19 protein-coding genes are annotated in these 18,980 nt (G+C 67.5%); 4 read left to right on the plus strand and 15 right to left on the minus strand.

What is annotated here, in order from left to right:
- Positions 1 to 83: 83 nt before the first annotated feature.
- Entirely contained in the window at positions 84 to 1,166 is a 1,083-nt protein-coding gene (locus F1C58_RS11205) for a GNAT family N-acetyltransferase (RefSeq protein WP_185201189.1), read from the plus strand.
- Between the two features lie 3 nt (positions 1,167 to 1,169).
- Here the strand turns inward: F1C58_RS11205 and F1C58_RS11210 are convergent, their stop codons facing one another.
- Positions 1,170 to 1,706 (minus strand): hypothetical protein, encoded by a 537-nt coding sequence (locus tag F1C58_RS11210; protein WP_185201190.1) that lies wholly within the window; start codon positions 1,704 to 1,706, stop codon positions 1,170 to 1,172.
- A 147-nt stretch (positions 1,707 to 1,853) separates the two neighbouring features.
- Between F1C58_RS11210 and F1C58_RS11215 the strand changes: the two genes are divergently transcribed.
- Together F1C58_RS11215 and F1C58_RS11220 are read left to right on the plus strand one after the other, a co-directional pair.
- Complete coding sequence (locus F1C58_RS11215; RefSeq protein WP_185201191.1) at positions 1,854 to 2,528, plus strand: response regulator; 675 nt, start codon at positions 1,854 to 1,856, stop codon at positions 2,526 to 2,528.
- Positions 2,525 to 3,877 (plus strand): HAMP domain-containing sensor histidine kinase, encoded by a 1,353-nt coding sequence (locus tag F1C58_RS11220; protein WP_185201192.1) that lies wholly within the window; start codon positions 2,525 to 2,527, stop codon positions 3,875 to 3,877. The genes F1C58_RS11215 and F1C58_RS11220 overlap by 4 nt, the downstream gene beginning before the upstream one ends.
- 163 nt (positions 3,878 to 4,040) lie before the next feature.
- Here F1C58_RS11220 and mutM read toward each other — a convergent pair whose 3' ends face one another.
- From mutM to F1C58_RS11290, 14 genes are all read right to left on the minus strand, one after another.
- The gene (gene mutM, locus F1C58_RS11225; RefSeq protein WP_185201193.1) at positions 4,041 to 5,042 is read right to left on the minus strand and encodes a bifunctional DNA-formamidopyrimidine glycosylase/DNA-(apurinic or apyrimidinic site) lyase; all 1,002 of its coding nucleotides are present in this window, start codon (positions 5,040 to 5,042) and stop codon (positions 4,041 to 4,043) included.
- A gap of 2 nt (positions 5,043 to 5,044) precedes the next feature.
- Positions 5,045 to 5,752: a ribonuclease III gene (gene rnc / locus F1C58_RS11230; RefSeq protein WP_185201194.1), complete on the minus strand. Its 708-nt coding sequence runs from the start codon at positions 5,750 to 5,752 to the stop codon at positions 5,045 to 5,047.
- Positions 5,753 to 5,787: 35 nt separating this feature from the next.
- Complete coding sequence (gene rpmF / locus F1C58_RS11235) at positions 5,788 to 5,991, minus strand: 50S ribosomal protein L32 (RefSeq protein ID WP_185201195.1); 204 nt, start codon at positions 5,989 to 5,991, stop codon at positions 5,788 to 5,790.
- Positions 5,992 to 6,006: 15 nt separating this feature from the next.
- On the minus strand, positions 6,007 to 6,585 hold the full coding sequence (locus F1C58_RS11240) for a DUF177 domain-containing protein (RefSeq protein ID WP_370543649.1): 579 nt from the start codon (positions 6,583 to 6,585) through the stop codon (positions 6,007 to 6,009).
- A gap of 107 nt (positions 6,586 to 6,692) precedes the next feature.
- A complete protein-coding gene (locus F1C58_RS11245) occupies positions 6,693 to 7,691 on the minus strand; it encodes a Brp/Blh family beta-carotene 15,15'-dioxygenase (RefSeq protein WP_185201196.1) in 999 nt (332 codons plus the stop codon).
- A complete protein-coding gene (locus F1C58_RS11250) occupies positions 7,688 to 8,869 on the minus strand; it encodes a lycopene cyclase family protein (protein WP_185201197.1) in 1,182 nt (393 codons plus the stop codon). Before F1C58_RS11250 ends, F1C58_RS11245 begins: the two co-directional genes overlap by 4 nt.
- Before the next feature lie 70 nt (positions 8,870 to 8,939).
- A complete protein-coding gene (locus tag F1C58_RS11255; RefSeq protein WP_185201198.1) occupies positions 8,940 to 10,304 on the minus strand; it encodes an aspartate aminotransferase family protein in 1,365 nt (454 codons plus the stop codon).
- Positions 10,305 to 10,368: 64 nt separating this feature from the next.
- Positions 10,369 to 11,517, minus strand: coding sequence for an ABC transporter substrate-binding protein (locus tag F1C58_RS11260; RefSeq protein WP_185201199.1), 1,149 nt, complete (start codon positions 11,515 to 11,517; stop codon positions 10,369 to 10,371).
- A 67-nt stretch (positions 11,518 to 11,584) separates the two neighbouring features.
- Entirely contained in the window at positions 11,585 to 12,355 is a 771-nt protein-coding gene (locus F1C58_RS11265) for an ABC transporter permease (RefSeq protein WP_185201200.1), read from the minus strand.
- The gene (locus tag F1C58_RS11270) at positions 12,352 to 13,158 is read right to left on the minus strand and encodes an ABC transporter ATP-binding protein (protein ID WP_185201201.1); all 807 of its coding nucleotides are present in this window, start codon (positions 13,156 to 13,158) and stop codon (positions 12,352 to 12,354) included. The genes F1C58_RS11265 and F1C58_RS11270 overlap by 4 nt, the downstream gene beginning before the upstream one ends.
- Complete coding sequence (locus tag F1C58_RS11275; protein ID WP_185201202.1) at positions 13,155 to 14,024, minus strand: ABC transporter permease; 870 nt, start codon at positions 14,022 to 14,024, stop codon at positions 13,155 to 13,157. The genes F1C58_RS11270 and F1C58_RS11275 overlap by 4 nt, the downstream gene beginning before the upstream one ends.
- A complete protein-coding gene (locus tag F1C58_RS11280; protein WP_185201203.1) occupies positions 14,021 to 15,037 on the minus strand; it encodes a TIGR03842 family LLM class F420-dependent oxidoreductase in 1,017 nt (338 codons plus the stop codon). The genes F1C58_RS11275 and F1C58_RS11280 overlap by 4 nt, the downstream gene beginning before the upstream one ends.
- Before the next feature lie 131 nt (positions 15,038 to 15,168).
- Positions 15,169 to 16,608 (minus strand): dihydropyrimidinase, encoded by a 1,440-nt coding sequence (hydA, locus tag F1C58_RS11285; RefSeq protein WP_185201204.1) that lies wholly within the window; start codon positions 16,606 to 16,608, stop codon positions 15,169 to 15,171.
- Positions 16,609 to 16,618: 10 nt separating this feature from the next.
- A complete protein-coding gene (locus F1C58_RS11290; RefSeq protein ID WP_185201205.1) occupies positions 16,619 to 17,467 on the minus strand; it encodes a nitrilase-related carbon-nitrogen hydrolase in 849 nt (282 codons plus the stop codon).
- Between the two features lie 144 nt (positions 17,468 to 17,611).
- Here F1C58_RS11290 and F1C58_RS11295 point away from each other — a divergent pair, with 144 nt between their 5' ends.
- On the plus strand, positions 17,612 to 18,937 hold the full coding sequence (locus tag F1C58_RS11295; protein WP_255461080.1) for an aminotransferase class I/II-fold pyridoxal phosphate-dependent enzyme: 1,326 nt from the start codon (positions 17,612 to 17,614) through the stop codon (positions 18,935 to 18,937).
- The last annotated feature ends 43 nt before the right edge of the window (positions 18,938 to 18,980 follow it).

The raw sequence follows: 18,980 nt of genomic DNA on the forward strand, positions 1-18,980 counted from the left end.
GTATCGATCGACGTCGCAGAGCGCAGCCCGGGGGTACTCTGGTCGGCTGTCCCACCCCGGACGGCAGTAAAGGGGCCACCACTGTGACCGACTTCACGATCGAGCGGGTCGTCATCCCGCCTCATCTCGAGCATCCGGACGCCGTCGACTTCATCGCGACCGCCGAGGTGCGCAATGCCTGCGAGGTCGACGGTTTCGGCACCGAAGAGCTCGCCGTGACTCCGGCGGAGCTGCTGCCGGTCTGGCTCGACCAGGAGTACGAGCCGAAGCAGCTCTTCGCAGCGCGGCTGGAGGGACGCATCGTCGCGCGCGGGATCTTCGAGACCCGCCCCTCGGCAGAGGGCGACATGGCGTGGATCTCTGTGCAGGTGCATCCGCAGTTCAGGCATCGGGGCATCGGCACCGCCCTCACCGATCGCCTCGAGGCGATCGCTGCCGCCGACCACCGCACACAGCTGGTGGTGTACACCGTGTCGAAGGCAGCCGAGGGAGACCGGCTCGCCTCCCCCACCGGCTTCGGATCCGTTCCCGCCGACAACAGCGAGGTGAGGATGCTGCTCGGCCGCGGCTTCCGGCTCGAACAGGTGGAGCGCGCCAGTCGGCTTGCCCTTCCCGTGCCTGCCGCCGCCATCGACGCCCTCGTCGCGGAGTCCCAGCAGACCGCGGGCGCCGACTATCGCATTCACCAGTGGGCCGGTCGTACCCCGGCGCGCTGGCTCGACGACATGGCGCTGCTCTACACGCGCATGAGCACGGATGCGCCCACCGCGGGCCTCGAGGAGCCGGAGGATGTCTGGACCCGCCAGCGCCTGATCGACTACGAGGATCGCGCCGAAGCCGGCCCGAAGACATCCCTCGTCTCGGTGGTCGAGCACGTGCCGAGCGGGCGACTTGCGGGCCTCACCGAGCTCGGAGTGCCGGCCGAGACCGATCGCGCAGTCTCCCAGAACGACACGATCGTGCTGCGGGAACACCGCGGACACCGTCTGGGGATGCTGCTGAAAGCGGCCAACATCCGTCATCTTCAGGCGGCGGCTCCGGGGCATCCGTCGATCATCCCCTTCAACGCGGAGGAGAACCGGCACATGCTCGATGTGAACGAAGCCGTCGGCTTCACGCCGATGGGATACGAGGGCGCCTGGAAGAAGGTGCTCGGCCGCCCGTGACGGTCAGCTTGCCGACGGAGTGCAGTCCTTCCACGCCGGGCTGGATTGCACCGCCTTGGCGAAGGATTCGATGGTGGCTCCGTAGCCCCCGGCGACAGCGGTGTCGGCGATCTTCTGCGCCTCGGCCCCCTGTGCCGCCTTCGGGGTCGCGTGAAGAGTCTTGAGATCGGCCTTCAGACTCTCCGGCAGCGGCCGGAGCTTGTCGCCGCGGTGATCCTTTCGCCACTCGGCCCGGACTTCTACGCCGGCGCCGTACCCGCCATCGATGGCGTTGGCCTCGATCTTCTTCAGTGCGTCGCGACGGTCGGCGCCGGGCTTCAGGGCCCGAGCCGCCTTCAGGTCGGTGCGCAGCTCACTCGGAACCGCCCGCCAGGCCGAGACGAGATGCTCACCGAAGGAACAGCTCGCGGAGCTGGTGCTCACCGGCGTCGGGGTCGTGGCCGCAGTCGCGGCGAGCCCACCGGTGCCGAGAGCGAGAGCGAGCCCGGCGCTGACGGCGACTCCCGTTGCCCAGCGCGCGGCGGTCTTCGTGTTGTTCATGACTGTCCTCCCGTGGTGGCCGCCGTTCTGCGACCCTGAGCCAGAATGCTCCCCCCGTGTCCGGCGGCGGTTCGGCGAATGTTCGGGCAACGTAAGAACGCTGCGAATGCGCGACCCGGGCATCTTCGGTACCACCAGAATGGTGCCATGGAGTCGAAGGGTCTCATCGTGGTCGTCGAAGACGAGCGCGCGATCGCCGACCTGCAACGGCTCTACCTCGGCGAAGCGGGATTCGGCGTTCATGTCGAGAGTGACGGGCTCGCCGGGCTCGCGAGCATCCGCCGGCTGCACCCCGTTGCCGTCGTGCTCGATGTCGGCCTGCCTGGCCTCGACGGCATCGAGATCTGCCGACGCATGCGAGCCGCGGACGACTGGACACCCGTCATCTTCGTCACGGCTCGCGATGACGAGGTGGACCGAATCCTGGGACTAGAGCTCGGGGCCGACGACTATCTCACGAAGCCCTTCTCGCCCCGGGAGCTCGTGGCGCGCGTCCGCACCATCCTGCGTCGCCACGCGGGACCGCCCCTGGCCGCCCCGGTGGCTGCCGGCGCGGTGACCCTGGATGCCGCGCGCCGCCGGGTGGTGGCATCCGGTCGCCCGGTCGAACTCACCAGCACCGAATTCGACCTGCTGGCCAAACTGATGAGCTCGCCGGGTCAGGTCTTCACGCGGGAACAACTGCTGTCGAGCGTGTGGGGCCAGGCCGACTACGGGCTCGGGCGCACCGTCGACGTGCACATCGCCCAGCTGCGCGCAAAGCTCGGGGCCGACAGCCCCATCCGCACCTCGCGCGGGGTGGGTTACTCGGTGGCGGAGTGAGCGCCTGGTTCCATTCGCTCCGCGGTCGGATCACCCTCGTCACCGTGAGTGTCGCCGTGCTGGCCGTGCTCATCACCGGCCTGGTCTCGGCGCAGTTGGTACGCCAGTCGACGATCACCGAGGGCAGGGCCCAGCTTGCCGCGCAGGCACAGCTGTTGAGCCGGCTGCCCGCCGCCACCAATCTCGCGTCACTCCGGGAGCGGGTGCGCCTCGCGCTCGGCGACACGCGGGTCGCCGTGGTCGGGCCGCAAGGGCGAGTGTCCGGGCCGGGTGCCGCCTTCGTGTCGGCCGCCGATGTGACGACCCTGCTCGCGGGCGATCCGGTCTCCCAGACGGAGGGCCGCACAGGCAAGACCATGCTCGTGGAGGGTCGCCCGACGGCTTCCGGGAGCGCGATCGTGCTGGTCCGTTCGCTCGGCAATCTCGAGACCGCGACGGCCGCCACGGTGAGGCGGGTCTTCCTGGCGCTGGCGATCGGGGTTCTGGTCGCGATCGTCGCCGGCACCCTCCTTGCGCGCTGGCTCACCCGCCCGCTCGTGGCGACTGTCGAGACGGCGAGGCGGATGGCGGCCGGCGAACGCGGGCTCGTCATGGAGGCGCATCAGCCCACAGAGGTCGCCGCGGTCGCCGAAGCGCTCGCGACCCTCGATCGGGCTCTCAGCACGAGCGAGGGGCGCCAGCGCGAGTTCCTGCTCTCCATCTCGCACGAACTGCGGACCCCCCTGACCGCCGTGCGGGGCTACGGGGAGGCGATGGTCGACGGGCTCATCCGGGAGGGCGACATCGCCAGCGTCGGCGCCACTCTGGTCACCGAGACCGAGCGGCTCGACCGGTTCGTGGCCGACCTGCTCGAGCTGGCGCGACTCGAGGCCGACGATTTCGCTGTTGTCCGGCAGCGGGTGGATGTCGCGCTCATCCTCGAACAGACCGCCGACGCCTGGCGCGGAAGAGCCGCCACGCTCGACGTGACCGTGAAGGCGATACCCGGTTCACCCGGGCTCGCCATGGAGACCGATGCCCAACGGGTGCGCCAGCTCATCGACGGGCTGGTGGAGAACGCCCTGCGCGTCTCCCCCGCCGGATCGACGGTGTCCATCGCCGCGCGCGCCTTCGGCACGGGGGTGGTCATCGAGGTCCGCGATGGGGGGCCGGGACTCTCGTCCGAAGATCTGGCCGTGGCCTTCGAACGCGGGGCCCTGCAGGCGCGGTACCGCGACATCCGCGCCGTCGGCACCGGGCTCGGCCTGTCGATCGCCGCCCGGCTGGTCTCGCGCCTCGGCGGAAGCATCGCCGCGGGCAACGCCCCCGGCGGAGGTGCGGTCTTCGCCGTCTCGCTGCCGGCCGCGTGATCGCCCGCACCTCCTCTGCCCCTCCTCTGCCCCTCCTCTGCCCCTGCCGCTGCCTCTGCCTCTGCCTCTGCCTCTGCCTCATTACTCCTGCAATCTGTCGGATGCCGCCTGTGGGCTGCCGAATTCACGGGGCCGACCCGGTCACAGGCCCGAGTTGCAGGAGTTATGCCGGAGGCGAGGTGGCGCGGATCTTTTGGCAGTACGGGCAGAAGTGCGAGCCGCGGTTCATGAAGGTCTCACGCACAATCGGCCGACCGCACCGTGGGCAGCTCTTGCCGTGCTGACCATACGCGTTGAGCGAGTGCGAGAAGTAGCCGGATGCGCCGTTCACGTTCACGTATTGCGCATCGAAGCTGGTGCCGCCCTCCGCGAGCGCACGTGCGAGCACCAGCCGTACTTCCGCGAGAAGGGTGCGGGCCCGCGCGCGGGAGAGTGTCGCGGTGGGCTGGTCGTAGTGGATGCGAGCCGCCCACAGTGCCTCATCCGCATAGATGTTGCCGATGCCGCTGATGAGGCCCTGGTCGAGCAGTGCCCTCTTGATACCCGTGCGACGCGCGGCGAGTGCATCGAAGAAACGCCGGTCGCTGAAGGCCGGATCTAGCGGATCCCGGGCGATATGCGCCACCTGGCCAGGGATCAGCGCGGCATCCGAGCCGTATCCCGCCGCGTGGCCGTCCGGGGTGGGCAACAGGGGGTCGATCGCCATCGAACCGAAGATGCGCTGGTCGACGAAGTCCACGCGCAGCGGGCCATCGTGGGCGGAGGAGATGTCCAACCGGATACGAAGGAGCGCGTCATCCGCCTGATCGACATCGCGAAGCAACACCTGCCCGCTCATGCCGAGGTGCACGACGAGAGCCTCCGCCGGTTCCAAAAACGCAGGAGATTTGCCACCGATGGCGCCTTCTGCCGCCGATCTGCCCATTTCGTGGCGAATCTCCTGCGTTTTGGGCGTCGGGGCCGACAGGGGAAGCCAGAGGAACTTGCCGCGGCGTACGGCGGCGAGGATGCTGCGGCCGACGAGCCGCTCGACGAAATCCTCGCTCGGACCGTCGTGGCGGCGCAACGACCGTTCCTCGAAGACGGTGACCGCATCGATGGTCGCAGCGGTGACCGCCGGTTCGAGACCGGCTCGCACCACTTCGACCTCTGGGAGTTCCGGCACCCTCAGCGCTGCGCGGGAGCGGACGCGGAGAGGATGGTCCAGGCCTCGAGGGCCGCCGCGATCTCCGCCTGCTTCTTGCTCGTGCCGTCGCCCTTGGCGATGTCGGCGCCCTCGAGCGACACCGTGGCGTGGAAGCGCTTGGAATGGTCGGGTCCGGTATCCGTCACGGCGTAGTGCGGCAGTCCACGACCCGTTCGGGCGGAGAGTTCCTGGAGGCTCGTCTTCGGGTCCATCGCGGCACCGAAACGATCGGGATCCAGCATCAGCGGCGCGACGAGCCGCAGCACGAGCGCGGTGGCGGCCTCTCCTCCGGCGTCGAGGTACGTCGCGCCGATCACGGCTTCGACGGTGTCCGCGAGGATGGACGACTTGTCGCGGCCGCCGGTGAGTTCTTCACCGCGACCGAGCCGGATGTGACGACCGAGCCCGATGGTGCGGGCCACTTCGGCGAGCGCGACGGAACTCACCAGACTTGCTCGCCGTTTGGCGAGCTCGCCCTCGTCGAGGGAGGGGTTGTCGCGATAGAGCATCACGGTCACGGCCTGGCCCAAAATCGAGTCGCCGAGAAACTCGAGGCGCTCGTTGTGTGCGAGGCCACCATGCTCATAGGCATAGGACCGGTGTGTCAATGCGAGCTCGAGGAGTTGCGGGCTCACGTCGACCGCGAGAAACGTCTCGAGTTCACCTCGAGTCGCGTCAGTCCCCGGCATCGGATCGACCAATGGATCGGTGACGATAGCGGGGACTAAACGTCCGCGACCTTACGGCCCTTGTACTCCATGTACAGGGGAGCTCCGGTGGAGTCCTCGACGACCTTCGCGCGGTGCGGCAGGCTGTAGGTGACCTTGCCGCCTTCGACGGTCTTCACCAGGGTGGGCGGGGTCGCCTTCCACTGGGCGCGGCGCGCGCGGGTGCTGGCGCGGGACATCTTGCGCTTCGGTACGGCCATGAGTTTCTCTTTTCTCTACTCCGCGCTGCTGGCAGCGTCGGTCACATTCGTGGTGGTGGTGGAGTCTGTACTTCCGTCGAAACCGGCCAGGTTCTCGAGAGCCGCCCACCGTGGATCGATGGCGTTCTCGTGTTCGTGGCCCGGGTTGTCGAGGAGCCGTACCCCACACTGCGGGCACAGGCCGAGGCAATCTTCTTGACAGACCGGCTGGAACGGGAGTGACAACACCACCGCATCCCTGACTACGGGTTCGAGATCGATGGTGTCCTCGTGAACCTCGTATTCAAAAGCTTCGTCTGAAGAATACGCGAAAAGCTCCTGAATTTCGACCTGGACGGCCTGTTCGATGTCAATCAGGCACCGACCGCACTCCCCCGCGGCCGTGCCTTCGATGTCGGCGCTCACGAGGATGCCGTCGTGGAGGGACTCCATTCGAAGCTCGACGGTGAGCTCGCTGCCCTCTTTCACACCGATCATCGCGTTGCCGAATCCTTCGGGCACGACGATGTCCACCGTTCGCTCGCGCATCTCGCCGGGGCGGTGCATGAGGTCGTAGACGTCGACGGTGTAGGGGGTCTTGATCACGTGAGGCACCCGTCGAGTTTACGCGAGCGGCCACCTCGAGCCGAAGGGCTTCGCTGTGCTCTGCGCGAACCACTCGCAAAGCTCCCCGCCTGAAAGATGCACGGGTGGAGGAGCGGTCAACGCGGGGTGGCTCTCTGCCAGAGCGACACCGGCTTACTCGCGGGGATGGATGTGTCGAGCCCGCGATCCCGCCGCCGCTCCCGCACCGCCGCGACCGCGATCACCGTCATGTGCGGCACGGTGAGGGCCGCGAGCCCGATGAACACGAGCCTGATGATCCAGTCGCCCGCGAGCGGCCCGCCCGGCGCGAAATCACCCGCGAACATCGCGGTGAGGATGCCGACCGCGACGATCGGCACCACCGTGTAGACCACCGTGATCAGGATGGCCAGCCTGCCGCTCCCTCGCTCCTCGGCGAATCCGTGGCGCAGATGTCGCGCGCTGTGCAGTGCGCAGAAGTACACGACGAAGAAGACGAGAGGGGGCGCGACGAGCGCCAGCGCTCCGGCCAACAGGATCTCGAGCGCATCGGCGGGTCTGCGGCGCAGGGCGAGTGACGCTCCGACCAGCATCACGACGATCGCGACCGGCCCGAGCCAGGACTGCACATCCGCCACCACCGCTCCCCCGCTGCCCGCGAGGGTGCGGTAGATGCCCGTGACCTCGTCGTGGTGGGAGAACGCCGGAAGGGTGAGAAGGCCGACGCCCGTGAGCGAAGGGACGACCACTCCACGCCCGCCGTTCCAGTCCGCACCGAAGTGGATGCCAGAGACGAGGAGGAAGCCGACGAGACTCGCCGCGGGGGCGATCAGCCAGACGACGACCACCACCACCACGATCGCGATGTAGCCGAGATTGAAACCGGCGAATCCGAGCGGTGTGCGCCACAACCCGGCCCGGCGGGCGATGAGCGGATCGAGCGCCCCGTGCGGGAGCCCGAGAATTGCGACGAGCAGGCCGAGCACGGCAGCCTGCACGGGCAGCGGCGCGGCGGGCAGCCGCAGGGCGATGGCGAGAATCGAGACGAGGGCGAGAACCGAGAACAGCACGGTCTCGAAGGACGGCCGCACCACCGCCACCGCCGTCGCCACCGTCGAGCGCAGCGTGCCGCTCACGCGTGCACCAGCTCCTGGGGAACCGGAAAAGACGTCGGAGCCAGCTGCCGCAGGAACGGCAGCGTCGGCAGGCTGGCGATCAGGGCGGCGTAGTCGGTGAGTCGCGCCGCGTCGCTGAGGAATCGCACCAGTCCGGCGGCAGGCACCCCGCGGGCGAGCGCGAGGAAGTAGTCCGGCGTGCGCTCGAGATCCGCGCGCACGGCCTGCAGGAAGATCCGGTCCATCGAGCGTCTCAGGATCGGTTCTGACGGATGCCCGATCGGCGGCCCGCCCCGCTCGAGGGCCTCGGCGCACGCGCGCGCCCAGCGCTGGATGCGCAGGAAACCGTAGCCGGACGCGGCCCGGAGCGCGCCGCCGGAATTGCCGGCGAAGACCACACCCCGCGGGGATTCGGGGAGTCCGCCGAGTATCCCCATCGGCAGCACTCCGCCCTCCCGCCGGATGACGTGCGCCCCGGCCAGTCCCAGACGCGAGAGCTCCGCGTCGAGTTCGGCCCGCAGGGTCACGGTCGGCACGGGCGAGCTGCTGAAGCGCGTCCATTCCACGAGGGCGCGCGTGCGCCCAAGCGGAAGCGTGTAGCGGAAGTGCATGCCCCCCTCATCCGTCGCCATCGAATCCATCAGCCCCACCTCGTCGCCGTCGAAGGGCAACGGGTGCTCGCTCTCGATCTCCACGCCACTGAAGCTCTGATAGAGCATCGCGGGCATCGGCCGCGGCCGGGTGTCGATCACGTGACGGGCAAGGATGCTGCCGTGGTCGGTCTCCACCCGAACGACAGTGTCTGGCCCGTCGTAGAGCGGCACGAGCTCAGCGGCCCGAACGCCGGCATGGGTGAGGATGCCGGGCGCGCGATCGATCTGCTGCAGCGCGCGTTGGTAAAAGTCGCTCGCGCGGATGTACTGGTAGCGGAGTCCCGCCACCCGGTGATGCAGTGCCGGGCCGGTGGTACCCGAGAAACGCCAGCCGTCCCAGCTGTGGGAGACGAGATCGGAGAGGTCGTGGCTCTCTGGCCGCCAGAAGCACCAGCTGCGGTCGTCGTCGTATCCGCTGCGCGGCTCGACCAGCTGCACCCGCAGGGGACTCTGCGATCGCGCGAGCCGGGCGGCGAGCGTGAGCCCGGCGCATCCGGCTCCCAGGATCACGAGGTCGGCATCGGCAACTGCGGCGGGCCTCGTCATAGTTAAGAAACTAAGCTATCTAGCCCGCTCCCGCCGCCACTCTCGGGTTACGCACAGGTGAGCGCCCTCCTCAGGCCGACTCCACCGCCGTGAATGCCTCGTCGTAGATCACCAGGGCCCTGGCTACCTCGTCCGGGGTGACAACGCACGGCGGCACCACGTGGATTCGGTTGTCGGCCGAGAAGGGGAACAGGCCCCGCGACATCAGCTCGGTCTTCACCTGCGCGATGACCGCGCCGGAGACCGGGTCACGGGTCTCGGGATCGTCGACGAGGTCGAGTGCCCAGAACACGCCGAGTCCGCGCACCTCTCCGATCATCGGATGCTTCGCGGCGAGGGCCTCGAGCCCCGGACCCAGGTGGTCGGTGCCGATGACGCGAGCGTTGTCGACGATGCCCTCGTCATCCATGGCATCGAGTGCCGCGACGATGGACGCCATGGCGAGCGGATGCCCGGAGTAGGTGAGCCCGCCGGGGAAGACCTGGGTCTCGAAGGCGTTCGCGATCGATTCGGAGATCACCACCCCGCCGGCCGGCACGTAGCCGGAGTTGACTCCCTTGGCGAAGGTGATGAGATCGGGGGTCCAGTCCCCTTCTTGGGCCGCGAAGCCCTGCCAGGCGAACCATTCTCCCGTGCGCCCGAATCCGGACATCACCTCGTCCATGATCAGCAGGATGCCGTATTTGTCGGCGAGATCACGCACGCCCGCGAGGTACCCGGGCGGCGGTACGAGCACACCCGCGGTGCCGGGGACACCCTCGAGGAGGATCGCTGCGATGGACGCTTGCCCCTCCGACTGGATCACCCGCTCGAGGTGGTGCAGGGCGCGCGCGCATTCCTCTTCCGGGGATCCGGCCCAGAACTCCGAGCGGTAGAGGAACGGCCCGAAGAAGTGCACGTGACCGCGGGCGAACTCGTTGGGCACGCGGCGCCAGTCGCCGGTGGCGACGACGGCCGCTCCCGTGTTGCCGTGATAGGAGCGGTACTGGGAGAGGATCTTGTCTCGCCCGGTGACCAGCCGCGCCATGCGCATGGCGTTCTCGTTGGCATCCGCACCACCGTTGGTGAAGAAGATCTTGCTGAACGGGCGGCCGGCCTTGGCGAGGATTCGCTTGGCGGCCTCTCCGCGGGCGAGATTCGCGTGTGCCGGTGCGACCATGGTGAGGAGATCGGCCTGCGCCTTGATGGCGTCGATCACCCTCGGATGCTGGTGCCCGATGTTCATGTTCACGAGCTGGCTCGAGAAGTCGAGGTAGTGGTTGCCGTCGTAGTCCCAGATGGTGGAGGCGAGGCCCCCGGCCATCACGAAGGGCTTCAGCGCGCCCTGTGCGGACCAGGAATGGAAGACGTGTGAGCGGTCGAGGTCGTAGGCGACGGCGCCGTCGGACGGATCGACAGTGCCCGTGTCAGGGAGGGTGGGGTCGAGAGTGGTCATTCGGTGCCTTCTTTCGGTGGTGCGGGGGCCGCAGAAACGGCCCCCGCACCCGGTGGATCAGATACTACTTGCCGCCCTCTTTGAGAGTGACGGTGAGCGGGGTGAAGCTGCTCCCGGTCGTGTCGACGCCCTCGGCCTTCAACTCGGCGAGCGCCTTCTTGACATAGGTGTTGGAGTAGGCGGTCTTCGGCGGCGTGGCCGTGATGATCGTCGAACCGGTGTCATTCTTGGTGCCCTTGGCGATCTTCACGGTGGTGTCCCACGACTTCGTGTCGATGGTGCCGATTCCGCCGTCCTTCGACGGCCAGATCAGCTTGTTGACCTCGTTGGTCATCCAGAGCTGGTGGCTGGTGCCGAGAGTGGATCCCGCGGCCGTCACGATGTCCGCCGACTTCTCGGGGTTGTCGCGCACGTAGATCCATCCCTTGATCGACGCCTTGATGAACTTGACGGTCTCGGACTGGTACGCCTTGTCGTCGGCCAGCTTGCCGGCATCCGCCCAGATCGCGTCTTGCAGCATCGCCGTTCCGTCGTCGTTCCAGTTGATCACGTTGAGGTCATCGGCCGTGTAGAGCTTTCCGGTCGCCGGGTTGATCGTCTCGAGCACCTGGGCGTATTCGTTGTAGGTCATGGCCTGCGCCGCGTCGATGTCGCCGGCGAGGAAGCCCTTCATGTCGAACGCCTGCTGCACGAGGCTGATGCCGGAGGTGGTGTTGATGCCCGCATCCTGCATGCCGGCGAAGAGCTCCCACTCGTTGCCGTAGCCCCAGCTGCCCACCGTCTTGCCCTTGAGGTCGGCCGGCTTCGTGATGTCCTTGTCCTTGAAGGAGATCTGCGTGGTTCCGCTGCGCTCGAAGATCTGGGCGACATCGGTGACGTTGACGCCCTGCTCGATCGAGCCGAGCACCTTCGGCACCCAGGAGATCGCGTAGTCGGCCTCGCCGGACGCGACCGATTTGATCGGCACCGTGTCGGCGCCCGCCTCCTTGATGGTCACATCGAGGCCCTCGTCCTTGTAGTAGCCCTGAGCCACCGCGGCGTAGTAGCCGGCGAACTGCGCCTGGGCGACCCACTGCAGCTGCAGGGTGACGGGGGTGAGGGCACCGGCGCTGCTGGCGGCCTTGGGGGTGCTGCTGCTGCAGCCGCTGAGCGCGAGCGTGCTCGCCGCGGCGACACCGATGATTCCGAGAACAATTCTTCTGCTGTGTTTCATTGTTGCTTCCTCCTTGGTGGGCACTGAAGTGGGGCGGTGGTTTCGCCGGCGGCCAGGCCGCCGGACGTCAGGCGGGAGAGTGCCTCGTTGCAAATTTCTCCAGGGCGAGGGTGAGCAGGTAGAACACGAGTCCGAGGGCGATGGCGCCGAGCACGAAGGCATAGGCGAGGGCGTAGTTGCTGTAGGAGGCCGCGGAGGTGATCGATTTGCCGAGGCCGTCGACTGGACCGCCGAAGTACTCCGCGATCAGAGCGGAGATCACGGCGAGGGACGACGCGATCCGCAGTCCCGTGAAGAGGAAGGGTGTCGCTCCGGGCAGGGTCACCGTGCGGGTCGCCTGCCACGAACTTGCGGCATAGGCCCGCATGAGATCACGATGCACGGGTCTCACCTGACGGAGGCCCCGCAGGGTGTTGACATAGACGGGGATGAAGACGGCGAGCGCCGCGATCAGCTGACGTCCGGTCTCGGCTCCCGCCCCGAACATCGTGTAGAGCACCGGCGCGAGTGCCACGATCGGCACGACCGCGAGCGCGGTGACCACGGGCAACGAGATCTCATCGAAGACCCGCACCAGCGCCGAGACGATGGCGAAGAGGATGCCAAGCACAGCGCCGAGCAACAGGCCGATGAGCGCGTTGAATCCCGTGACCCTCGTGCCGGCCCAGATCGTGCCGAAGGCGCGCCCGAACTGGTCGCCGATCGCGGTGGGGCTCGGCAGAACATAGGGCTTGATCGCAAAGCCCACCACCGCGAGTTGCCAGAGCACCAGCACGACGACACCGAGGACGACCGGCGCGACGATCATCCGCACCCGTCCCGCTCCGGCCGACCTCATCGCGTCTCCACCCCGCGAACCTCGGCGGTGGGCGCGCCGTGCAGCGCCTCGCGCACCGCACTCACCGCGGCGAAGAATCCGGCTGCCTCACGCAGGCCGTCGTCGCGATTGCCGGCGCTGCCGAGCCCGACCGGCACGATCTCGCGGATTCGGCCTGGCCGAGGGGACATCACCACCACGCGGTCGGAGAGGAACACCGCCTCGGGGATCGAGTGCGTCACGAACACCACCGCGGCACCGGTCTCGGCGCACAGGCGCACGAGCTCGTCCTGCATCCGCTCGCGGGTCATCTCGTCGAGGGCGCCGAAAGGCTCATCCATCAGCAGCAGCTCTGGACTCTCGGCCAGTGAGCGGGCGATCGCGACGCGCTGCTGCATTCCGCCGGAGAGCTGGTCCGGGTAGCGGTCGGCGAAGTCGGAAAGCCCCACGAGAGCGAGCAGTTCGGCGGCACGCGCCCGTCGCGCGGTCTTGCCGACCCCGTGAAGCTCGAGGGGAAGCTCGATATTGCCCGTGACGGATCGCCACGGCAGGAGTCCGGCCTGCTGGAACGCGATGCCGTAGTCCTGGTCGATGCGAGCCTGCCGCGCCGTCTTGCCGAAGACCTCGATGCTGCCGCTCGTCGGCTGGTCGAGATCGGCGATCAGGCGGAGGAGCGTCGATTTGCCGCATCCGCTCGGTCCGATCAGGGAGACGAATTCACCGGGTGCCACCGTGAGGTCGATCGCCTCGAGGGCGACGACCTGCTTGCCGCGGGCGAGCGGGAAGGTCTTGGATGCTGCGCTGACGGTCACGGCGTCGCTCATGCTGCTACCTCTCCCCGACGGTACTTGCGAAGTCCGAGCCCGATGGCGGCCACGAGGCCGGCGGCGATCAGCCCGATCGCCACCGCGCCGAAGATGGGGGCCCAGGGTTTGCCCGGGTCGCCGCTGGACGCGGAGGCGTATTCGATCATCATTCGTCCGACCCCACCGCGGAGGCCGATCGAGACCTCGGCGACGACGGTGCCGATCACGGCGTTCGCGGCGGCGAGCCGTAGTGCCGGAAGCAGGTACGGGATGCTCGCCGGAATCCGCAGCGTCACGAGGGTCTTCCACCACCCGACCGCGTAGGTGCGCATGAGTTCGACATGTGCCCGGTCGGGCGCCTCGAGGCCGCGGAGGGCGCCGACGGAGACCGGGAAGAAGGCCAGATATGAGGCGATCAGGGCCACCGACATCCAGTCCTGCCAGCGGGCTTCGCCGAACTTCAGCTGCGCGCCGATACCGGCGACCAGGGGGGCGAGTGCGATGAGGGGCACCGTCTGGCTCAGCACCACCCAGGGAAGCAGCGCGGACTCGGCGGTGCGGAAGCGCTGCATGAGGATCGCGAGAAGCATGCCGACGACCACCCCGATCACCCAGCCGACCGCGGCGATGCCGAGGCTGAACCCGGCAGCCTGCACCACGGCGCTCCAGAGCGCGGGCGAGCCGGGCGCGGAGGTGACCGGCTCGAACAGGCGAGTGAACATGGTGACGAGGTGCGGCATCGCGAGGTCGTTCGTGCGCGGGAGCACGGTGAGCCCGTTGATCACGAAACCGTTTGCCGGACCGAGCGCCTTGTAGACCTCCCACAGCACGCCGAGCAGCACGACACCGACCACGCCGAGCAGGATTCCGCGGGTGCGGGTCATACCTTCGCCGTGATCTGGTCGCGCATCGCCGGGATCACGGTCTCGCCGTAGACCCGGAGCGTTTCCTCTTTATTGTCGTGCTGAAGGTAGCCGGCGAACTGGTCGACCCCGAGTTCCTTGAGTGCCTCGAGCTTCTCGATGTGCTGGTCGGCGCTGCCCAGCAGGCAGAACCGGTCCACGATCTCGTCGGGCACGAACTCGGCGTGCGAGTTGCCCGCCCGCCCGTGCTCGTTGTAGTCGTAGCCCTCGCGGCCCTTGATGTAGTCGGTGAGGGCCTTCGGCACTGCCGAGCCCTCGCCGTACTTCGCCACGATGTCGGCCACGTGGTTGCCCACCATGCCGCCGAACCACCGGTTCTGGTTGCGCATGTGATCCCAGTCCTCACCGATGTACATCGGCGCGGCCACACAGAACTTGATCGACAGCGGATCGCGGCCCACCTTCTCCGCGGCGGCCCGCACCGTCGCGATCATCCACTCCGCGACATCCAGGTCCGCCATCTGCAGGATGAATCCGTCGCCTACCTCACCGGTCAGCTTGAGGGCGAGCGGGCCGTAGGCGGCTACCCAGACCTCGAGTTCGCTGCCGACGCTCCACGGGAACTGCAGCTGGGCGCCGTTGTATTCCACCGAGCGGGAGTTCGCGAGTTCGCGGATGACGTGGATCGATTCGCGCAGGGTCTTGAGGGTGGTCGGCGCGCCGTTGGTCACCCGCACCGCGGAGTCCCCGCGACCGATGCCGCAGATGGTGCGGTTTCCGTACATCTCGTTGAGGGTGGCGTAGATGGATGCCGTGACGGTCCAGTCTCGCGTGGCCGGGTTGGTGACCATCGGGCCAACCTTGATCCGGTGCGTCTCCGCGAGGATCTGGCTGTAGATCACGTATGGCTCCTGCCAGAGCAGGTGGGAGTCGAAGGTCCAGGCGTAGTCGAACCCGTGCTGCTCGGCGAGCTTGGCGAGATACACCGTGCGCGAGGCGGGCGGGTTGGTCTGGAGTACTGCTCCGAATTCCATGGGGCTCTTTCTGTTCTGCTGGTCGATAAGCTCTACGATTCCGCTGGTCGAGTGGCCGCCCGCGGCCAGATCCAGCCCTTTCGGCCGGTCTCGATGCGCCCACTGGCGCTCGCTACTCGACCGACAGGGGGTCAGATCAGGTACTGGCTCAGGCCGCGTTTGAAGTACTTGCCGTCACCCTTCGTGCCGAGGTACCGGTTGTCGTCCACGATGACCTTGCCGCGGGAGATCACGGTGTCGACATGACCATCGATCTCGAAACCCTCCCAAGCGCTGTAGTCCATGTTCATGTGGTGCGAGCGACCTTCGCCGATGCCGATCGAGGTGTGGCCGTTCGGGTCGTAGATGACGACATCCCCGTCCGCCCCGGGTTGGATCACACCCTTCTTGCCGTACATGCCGAACATGCGGGCCGGAGTCGTCGAGGTCACCTCCACCCAGCGCTCGAGCGAGATCTGCTTGTCGACGACGCCCTGGTAGAGCAGGTCCATGCGGTGCTCCACCGAGCCGATGCCGTTCGGGATCTTGGAGAAGTCGTTCAGGCCCATGTCCTTCTGCCCCTTCATGCAGAAGGGGCAGTGGTCGGTGGAGACCATCTGGATGTCGTTGGTGCGCAGGCTCTGCCACATGTGGTGCTGGTGGCCCTCCTCGCGCGAGCGCAGTGGTGTGGAGCAGACCCACTTCGCGCCCTCGAAGCTGCCCCACTCTTCGCTCGAGGCTCCGAGCTGCTCTTCGAGCGAGAGGTAGAGATACTGCGGGCAGGTCTCGCCAAACACGTTCTGGCCGCGATCGCGGGCCGTGGCGATCTGCTCAACCGCTTGCTTCGCACTCACGTGCACCACATAGAGCGGTGCTCCGGTGAGATTCGCGAGCATGATGGCGCGGTGCGTCGCCTCCTCCTCCGCCTGCCACGGACGGGTGGTGCCGTGAAAGTAGGGCGAGGTGTTGCCGGCGGCGACGGCCTGCTGCACGAGCAGGTCGATCACGCTGCCGTTCTCCGCGTGCATCATGATCATCGAGCCGTTCGAGGCTGCCTTCTGCATGGCCTTGGTGATCTGCCCGTCATCCGAGAGGAAGACGCCCTTGTAGGCCATGAAGAGCTTGAAGCTCGAGACTCCCTCGGCGAGCAGCTCGTCCATCGCCACGAGTGAGGAGTCCTGCACGTCGCTGAGGATCTGGTGGAAGCCGTAGTCGATCGCGCACTGCCCGGCCGCCTTGGCCTGCCAGGCGTTGTACTGGTCGATGATGTTCTCGCCGGCGTACTGCACCACGAAGTCGACGATGGAGGTCGTGCCGCCCCAGGCCGCGGCCCGGGTGCCGGTCTCGAAAGTGTCGCTCGCATTCGTGCCGCCGAAGGGCATCTCCATGTGCGTGTGCGCATCGATCCCCCCGGGGATCACGTACTTGCCGGTGGCATCGATCACCGTGTCGACGTTGGCGGCGACATCGAAGCCGAGCAGCTGGGATCCGGGGGCCAGCACCGCGGCGATGGTCTCGCCGTCGATGAGCACATCGGCGAGCGCGGTGCCCGTCGAGTTGACGACAGTGCCGTTGGTGATGAGGGTCTTCACGGCGACTCTCCTACGGCTTCGGGATGCGCGTATAGGACTCCGGACGGCGGTCGCGGTAGAACTGCCAGTTGTCGCGCACCTTCCGGATCATGTCCATGTCGAGGTCGCGGATCACGATCTCCTCGTGCTCTCCGCTGCCGTAGCCGCCGATGATGTTGCCCTGGGGGTCGACGAATTGACTGTTGCCGTAGAAGGTGACCGCGAGATCCCCGTATTCGTTGTCTTCGCGTCCCACCCGGTTGGGGGCGGCCACGAAGTACCCGTTCGCCCCGGCGGCGGCGGGCTGTTCGATCTCCCACAGTCGGTTGGACAGCCCCGGCTTGGTGGCGTTGGGGTTGAAGACGATCTGCGCTCCGCCCAGGCCGAGCTCGCGCCATCCCTCCGGAAAGTGCCGATCGTAACAGATGTAGACGCCGATCGGACCGACCGCCGTGTTGAACACCGGGTAGCCGAGGTTGCCGGGGCGGAAGTAGAACTTCTCCCAGAACTTGTCGAGGTGGGGGATGTGGTGCTTGCGGTACTTGCCGAGGATCGTGCCGTCGGCATCCACCACCACCGCGGTGTTGTAGTAGACGCCGGGCATGTCCTCCTCGTAGATGGGAAGCACCATCACGAGGTTCAGTTCCTTGGCGAGGGCGGCGAACCGCTGCACGATCGGGCCGTCGGCCGGCTCGGCGTAGGCGTAGTACTTGGCATCTTCGGTGATGCCGAAATACGGACCGCAGAACAGCTCCTGGAAGCAGATGACCTGGGCTCCGTCCGCAGCCGCATCGCGAGCGAACTGCTCGTGTTTGGCGATCATGGACTCCTTGTCGCCGGTCCATGTGGTCTGGGTGATCGCTGCGCGTACGACAGTCAATTGGGCCTCTTTCGCCGAGCTGTATGTCTCAAGGTTTTTGTTATTGTGCGCCGTAAACATTTCCCTTATGTTTCTGTCTATGACGTTGGCGTAAACATAGGGCCGATTCGAATCCAGATCAATCATTGACAGCGGAGGCCGGATGTGAAGCCCATCGCCCCCGCCGTCGAAGAGGCGACACCTCATGGGATCGCGGCGACGGTCGCACGCATGATCACCTCGGGAGATCTCGCCCCGGGCGACCGCCTGCCCACCGTGAGGGAGCTCGCGCTCGACCTCGGCGTGAGTCCGGCGACCGTCAGCCACGCCTGGCAGGCGCTCTCCGGGGTCGGGCTCATCGTGTCTCGGGGGCGCAGCGGAAGCTTCGTGATGGCCGCCCCACGCAAGTGGCTCCCCCCTCGCTTCCAGGGTCTCGCCGGTCAACTCGAGGCGACTCGCCTCGATCTCTCGAGCGGCACTCCCGACCCGCAGCTGCTTCCCGCGCTCGGTCCCGCGCTCTCGCGGGTGGCGGAACGCGCTGGCACGGCGAGTTACCTCGACCAGCCCGTCATCCCGGAGCTCGAGACAGTGTTGAGGTCGAGCTGGCCCTATGAGGTACAGGCGATCACGGTGGTCGACGGCGCGCTCGATGCGCTGTCCCGAGCCATGGAGACCGTCATCCGATTCGGCGACCGCGTGGTGGTCGAAGACCCCGGGTTTCCCCCGATGTTCGACCTTCTCGACCACTTCGGGGCGGTGCGCGTGCCCGTGCGCCTCGACGAAGACGGCATGCGCCCCGACCTGCTCGCCGAGGCGCTGACCATGAGACCGACCGCGATCCTTCTGCAGCCTCGGGCGCAGAACCCCACCGGTCGCTCGCTCACGAAGGCCCGGGCGGAGGAGCTTGCCCGCGTCATCCGCCTCAGCCGGCACGCGAGCGATGCCATGGTGATCGAGGACGACCATTCCGGCGAGATCGCGGTCTCGCGCGATGTGAGCCTCGGCAGCTGGCTACCCGGGCAGGTGCTGCACATTCGCAGCTTCTCCAAGTCGCACGGGCCCGACCTGCGCATCGCGGCCATCGGCGGGCCGACCGAGATCATCGACCGGCTCGTTGCCCGACGCATCCTCGGTCCGGGATGGACTTCGCGCATGCTGCAGACGATCCTGCATGACCTGCTCACCGACTCGACCTCGATCTCGGAGGTCAACGACGCCCGGCGCATCTACCGCTCCCGGCAGAGGCGCCTCTCAGAGGCGCTCGCCGGTCACGGTGTTTCCCTTGCTCCCTCGGACGGCATCAACACCTGGCTCGAGGTGGCGGATGAGCGCTCCGCCATCGTGCAACTGGCGGCGGCGGGCATCCGCGTGGCAGCCGGGACGCCGTTCGAGGCGAGCGCCGGCGGCCATTTCGTGCGGGTCACCGCCGGGCTCGTGAGCCGTGATTTCGACACGATCGCCGAGCAGCTCGCGACGGCCTCGCGCGCCTGAGCCCGGCGACGTCGGTCCCTGCAGTCCCCCGTGTCGCGCGATC

This window comes from Glaciihabitans sp. INWT7 (assembly GCF_014217685.1).
GTDB lineage: Bacteria > Actinomycetota > Actinomycetes > Actinomycetales > Microbacteriaceae > Lacisediminihabitans.

What these genes read in the sequence shown, in the direction of transcription:
- F1C58_RS11265 (WP_185201200.1), bottom strand. Translation starts at nt 12,355, where the DNA reads ATGAGGTCGGCCGGAGCGGGACGGGTGCGGATGATCGTCGCGCCGGTC.
- rnc (WP_185201194.1), bottom strand. Translation starts at nt 5,752, where the DNA reads ATGCCGGGGACTGACGCGACTCGAGGTGAACTCGAGACGTTTCTCGCG.
- rpmF (WP_185201195.1), bottom strand. Translation starts at nt 5,991, where the DNA reads ATGGCCGTACCGAAGCGCAAGATGTCCCGCGCCAGCACCCGCGCGCGC.
- F1C58_RS11275 (WP_185201202.1), bottom strand. Translation starts at nt 14,024, where the DNA reads ATGACCCGCACCCGCGGAATCCTGCTCGGCGTGGTCGGTGTCGTGCTG.
- F1C58_RS11215 (WP_185201191.1), top strand. Translation starts at nt 1,854, where the DNA reads ATGGAGTCGAAGGGTCTCATCGTGGTCGTCGAAGACGAGCGCGCGATC.
- F1C58_RS11250 (WP_185201197.1), bottom strand. Translation starts at nt 8,869, where the DNA reads ATGACGAGGCCCGCCGCAGTTGCCGATGCCGACCTCGTGATCCTGGGA.
- F1C58_RS11280 (WP_185201203.1), bottom strand. Translation starts at nt 15,037, where the DNA reads ATGGAATTCGGAGCAGTACTCCAGACCAACCCGCCCGCCTCGCGCACG.
- F1C58_RS11255 (WP_185201198.1), bottom strand. Translation starts at nt 10,304, where the DNA reads ATGACCACTCTCGACCCCACCCTCCCTGACACGGGCACTGTCGATCCG.
- F1C58_RS11270 (WP_185201201.1), bottom strand. Translation starts at nt 13,158, where the DNA reads ATGAGCGACGCCGTGACCGTCAGCGCAGCATCCAAGACCTTCCCGCTC.
- F1C58_RS11210 (WP_185201190.1), bottom strand. Translation starts at nt 1,706, where the DNA reads ATGAACAACACGAAGACCGCCGCGCGCTGGGCAACGGGAGTCGCCGTC.
- F1C58_RS11260 (WP_185201199.1), bottom strand. Translation starts at nt 11,517, where the DNA reads ATGAAACACAGCAGAAGAATTGTTCTCGGAATCATCGGTGTCGCCGCG.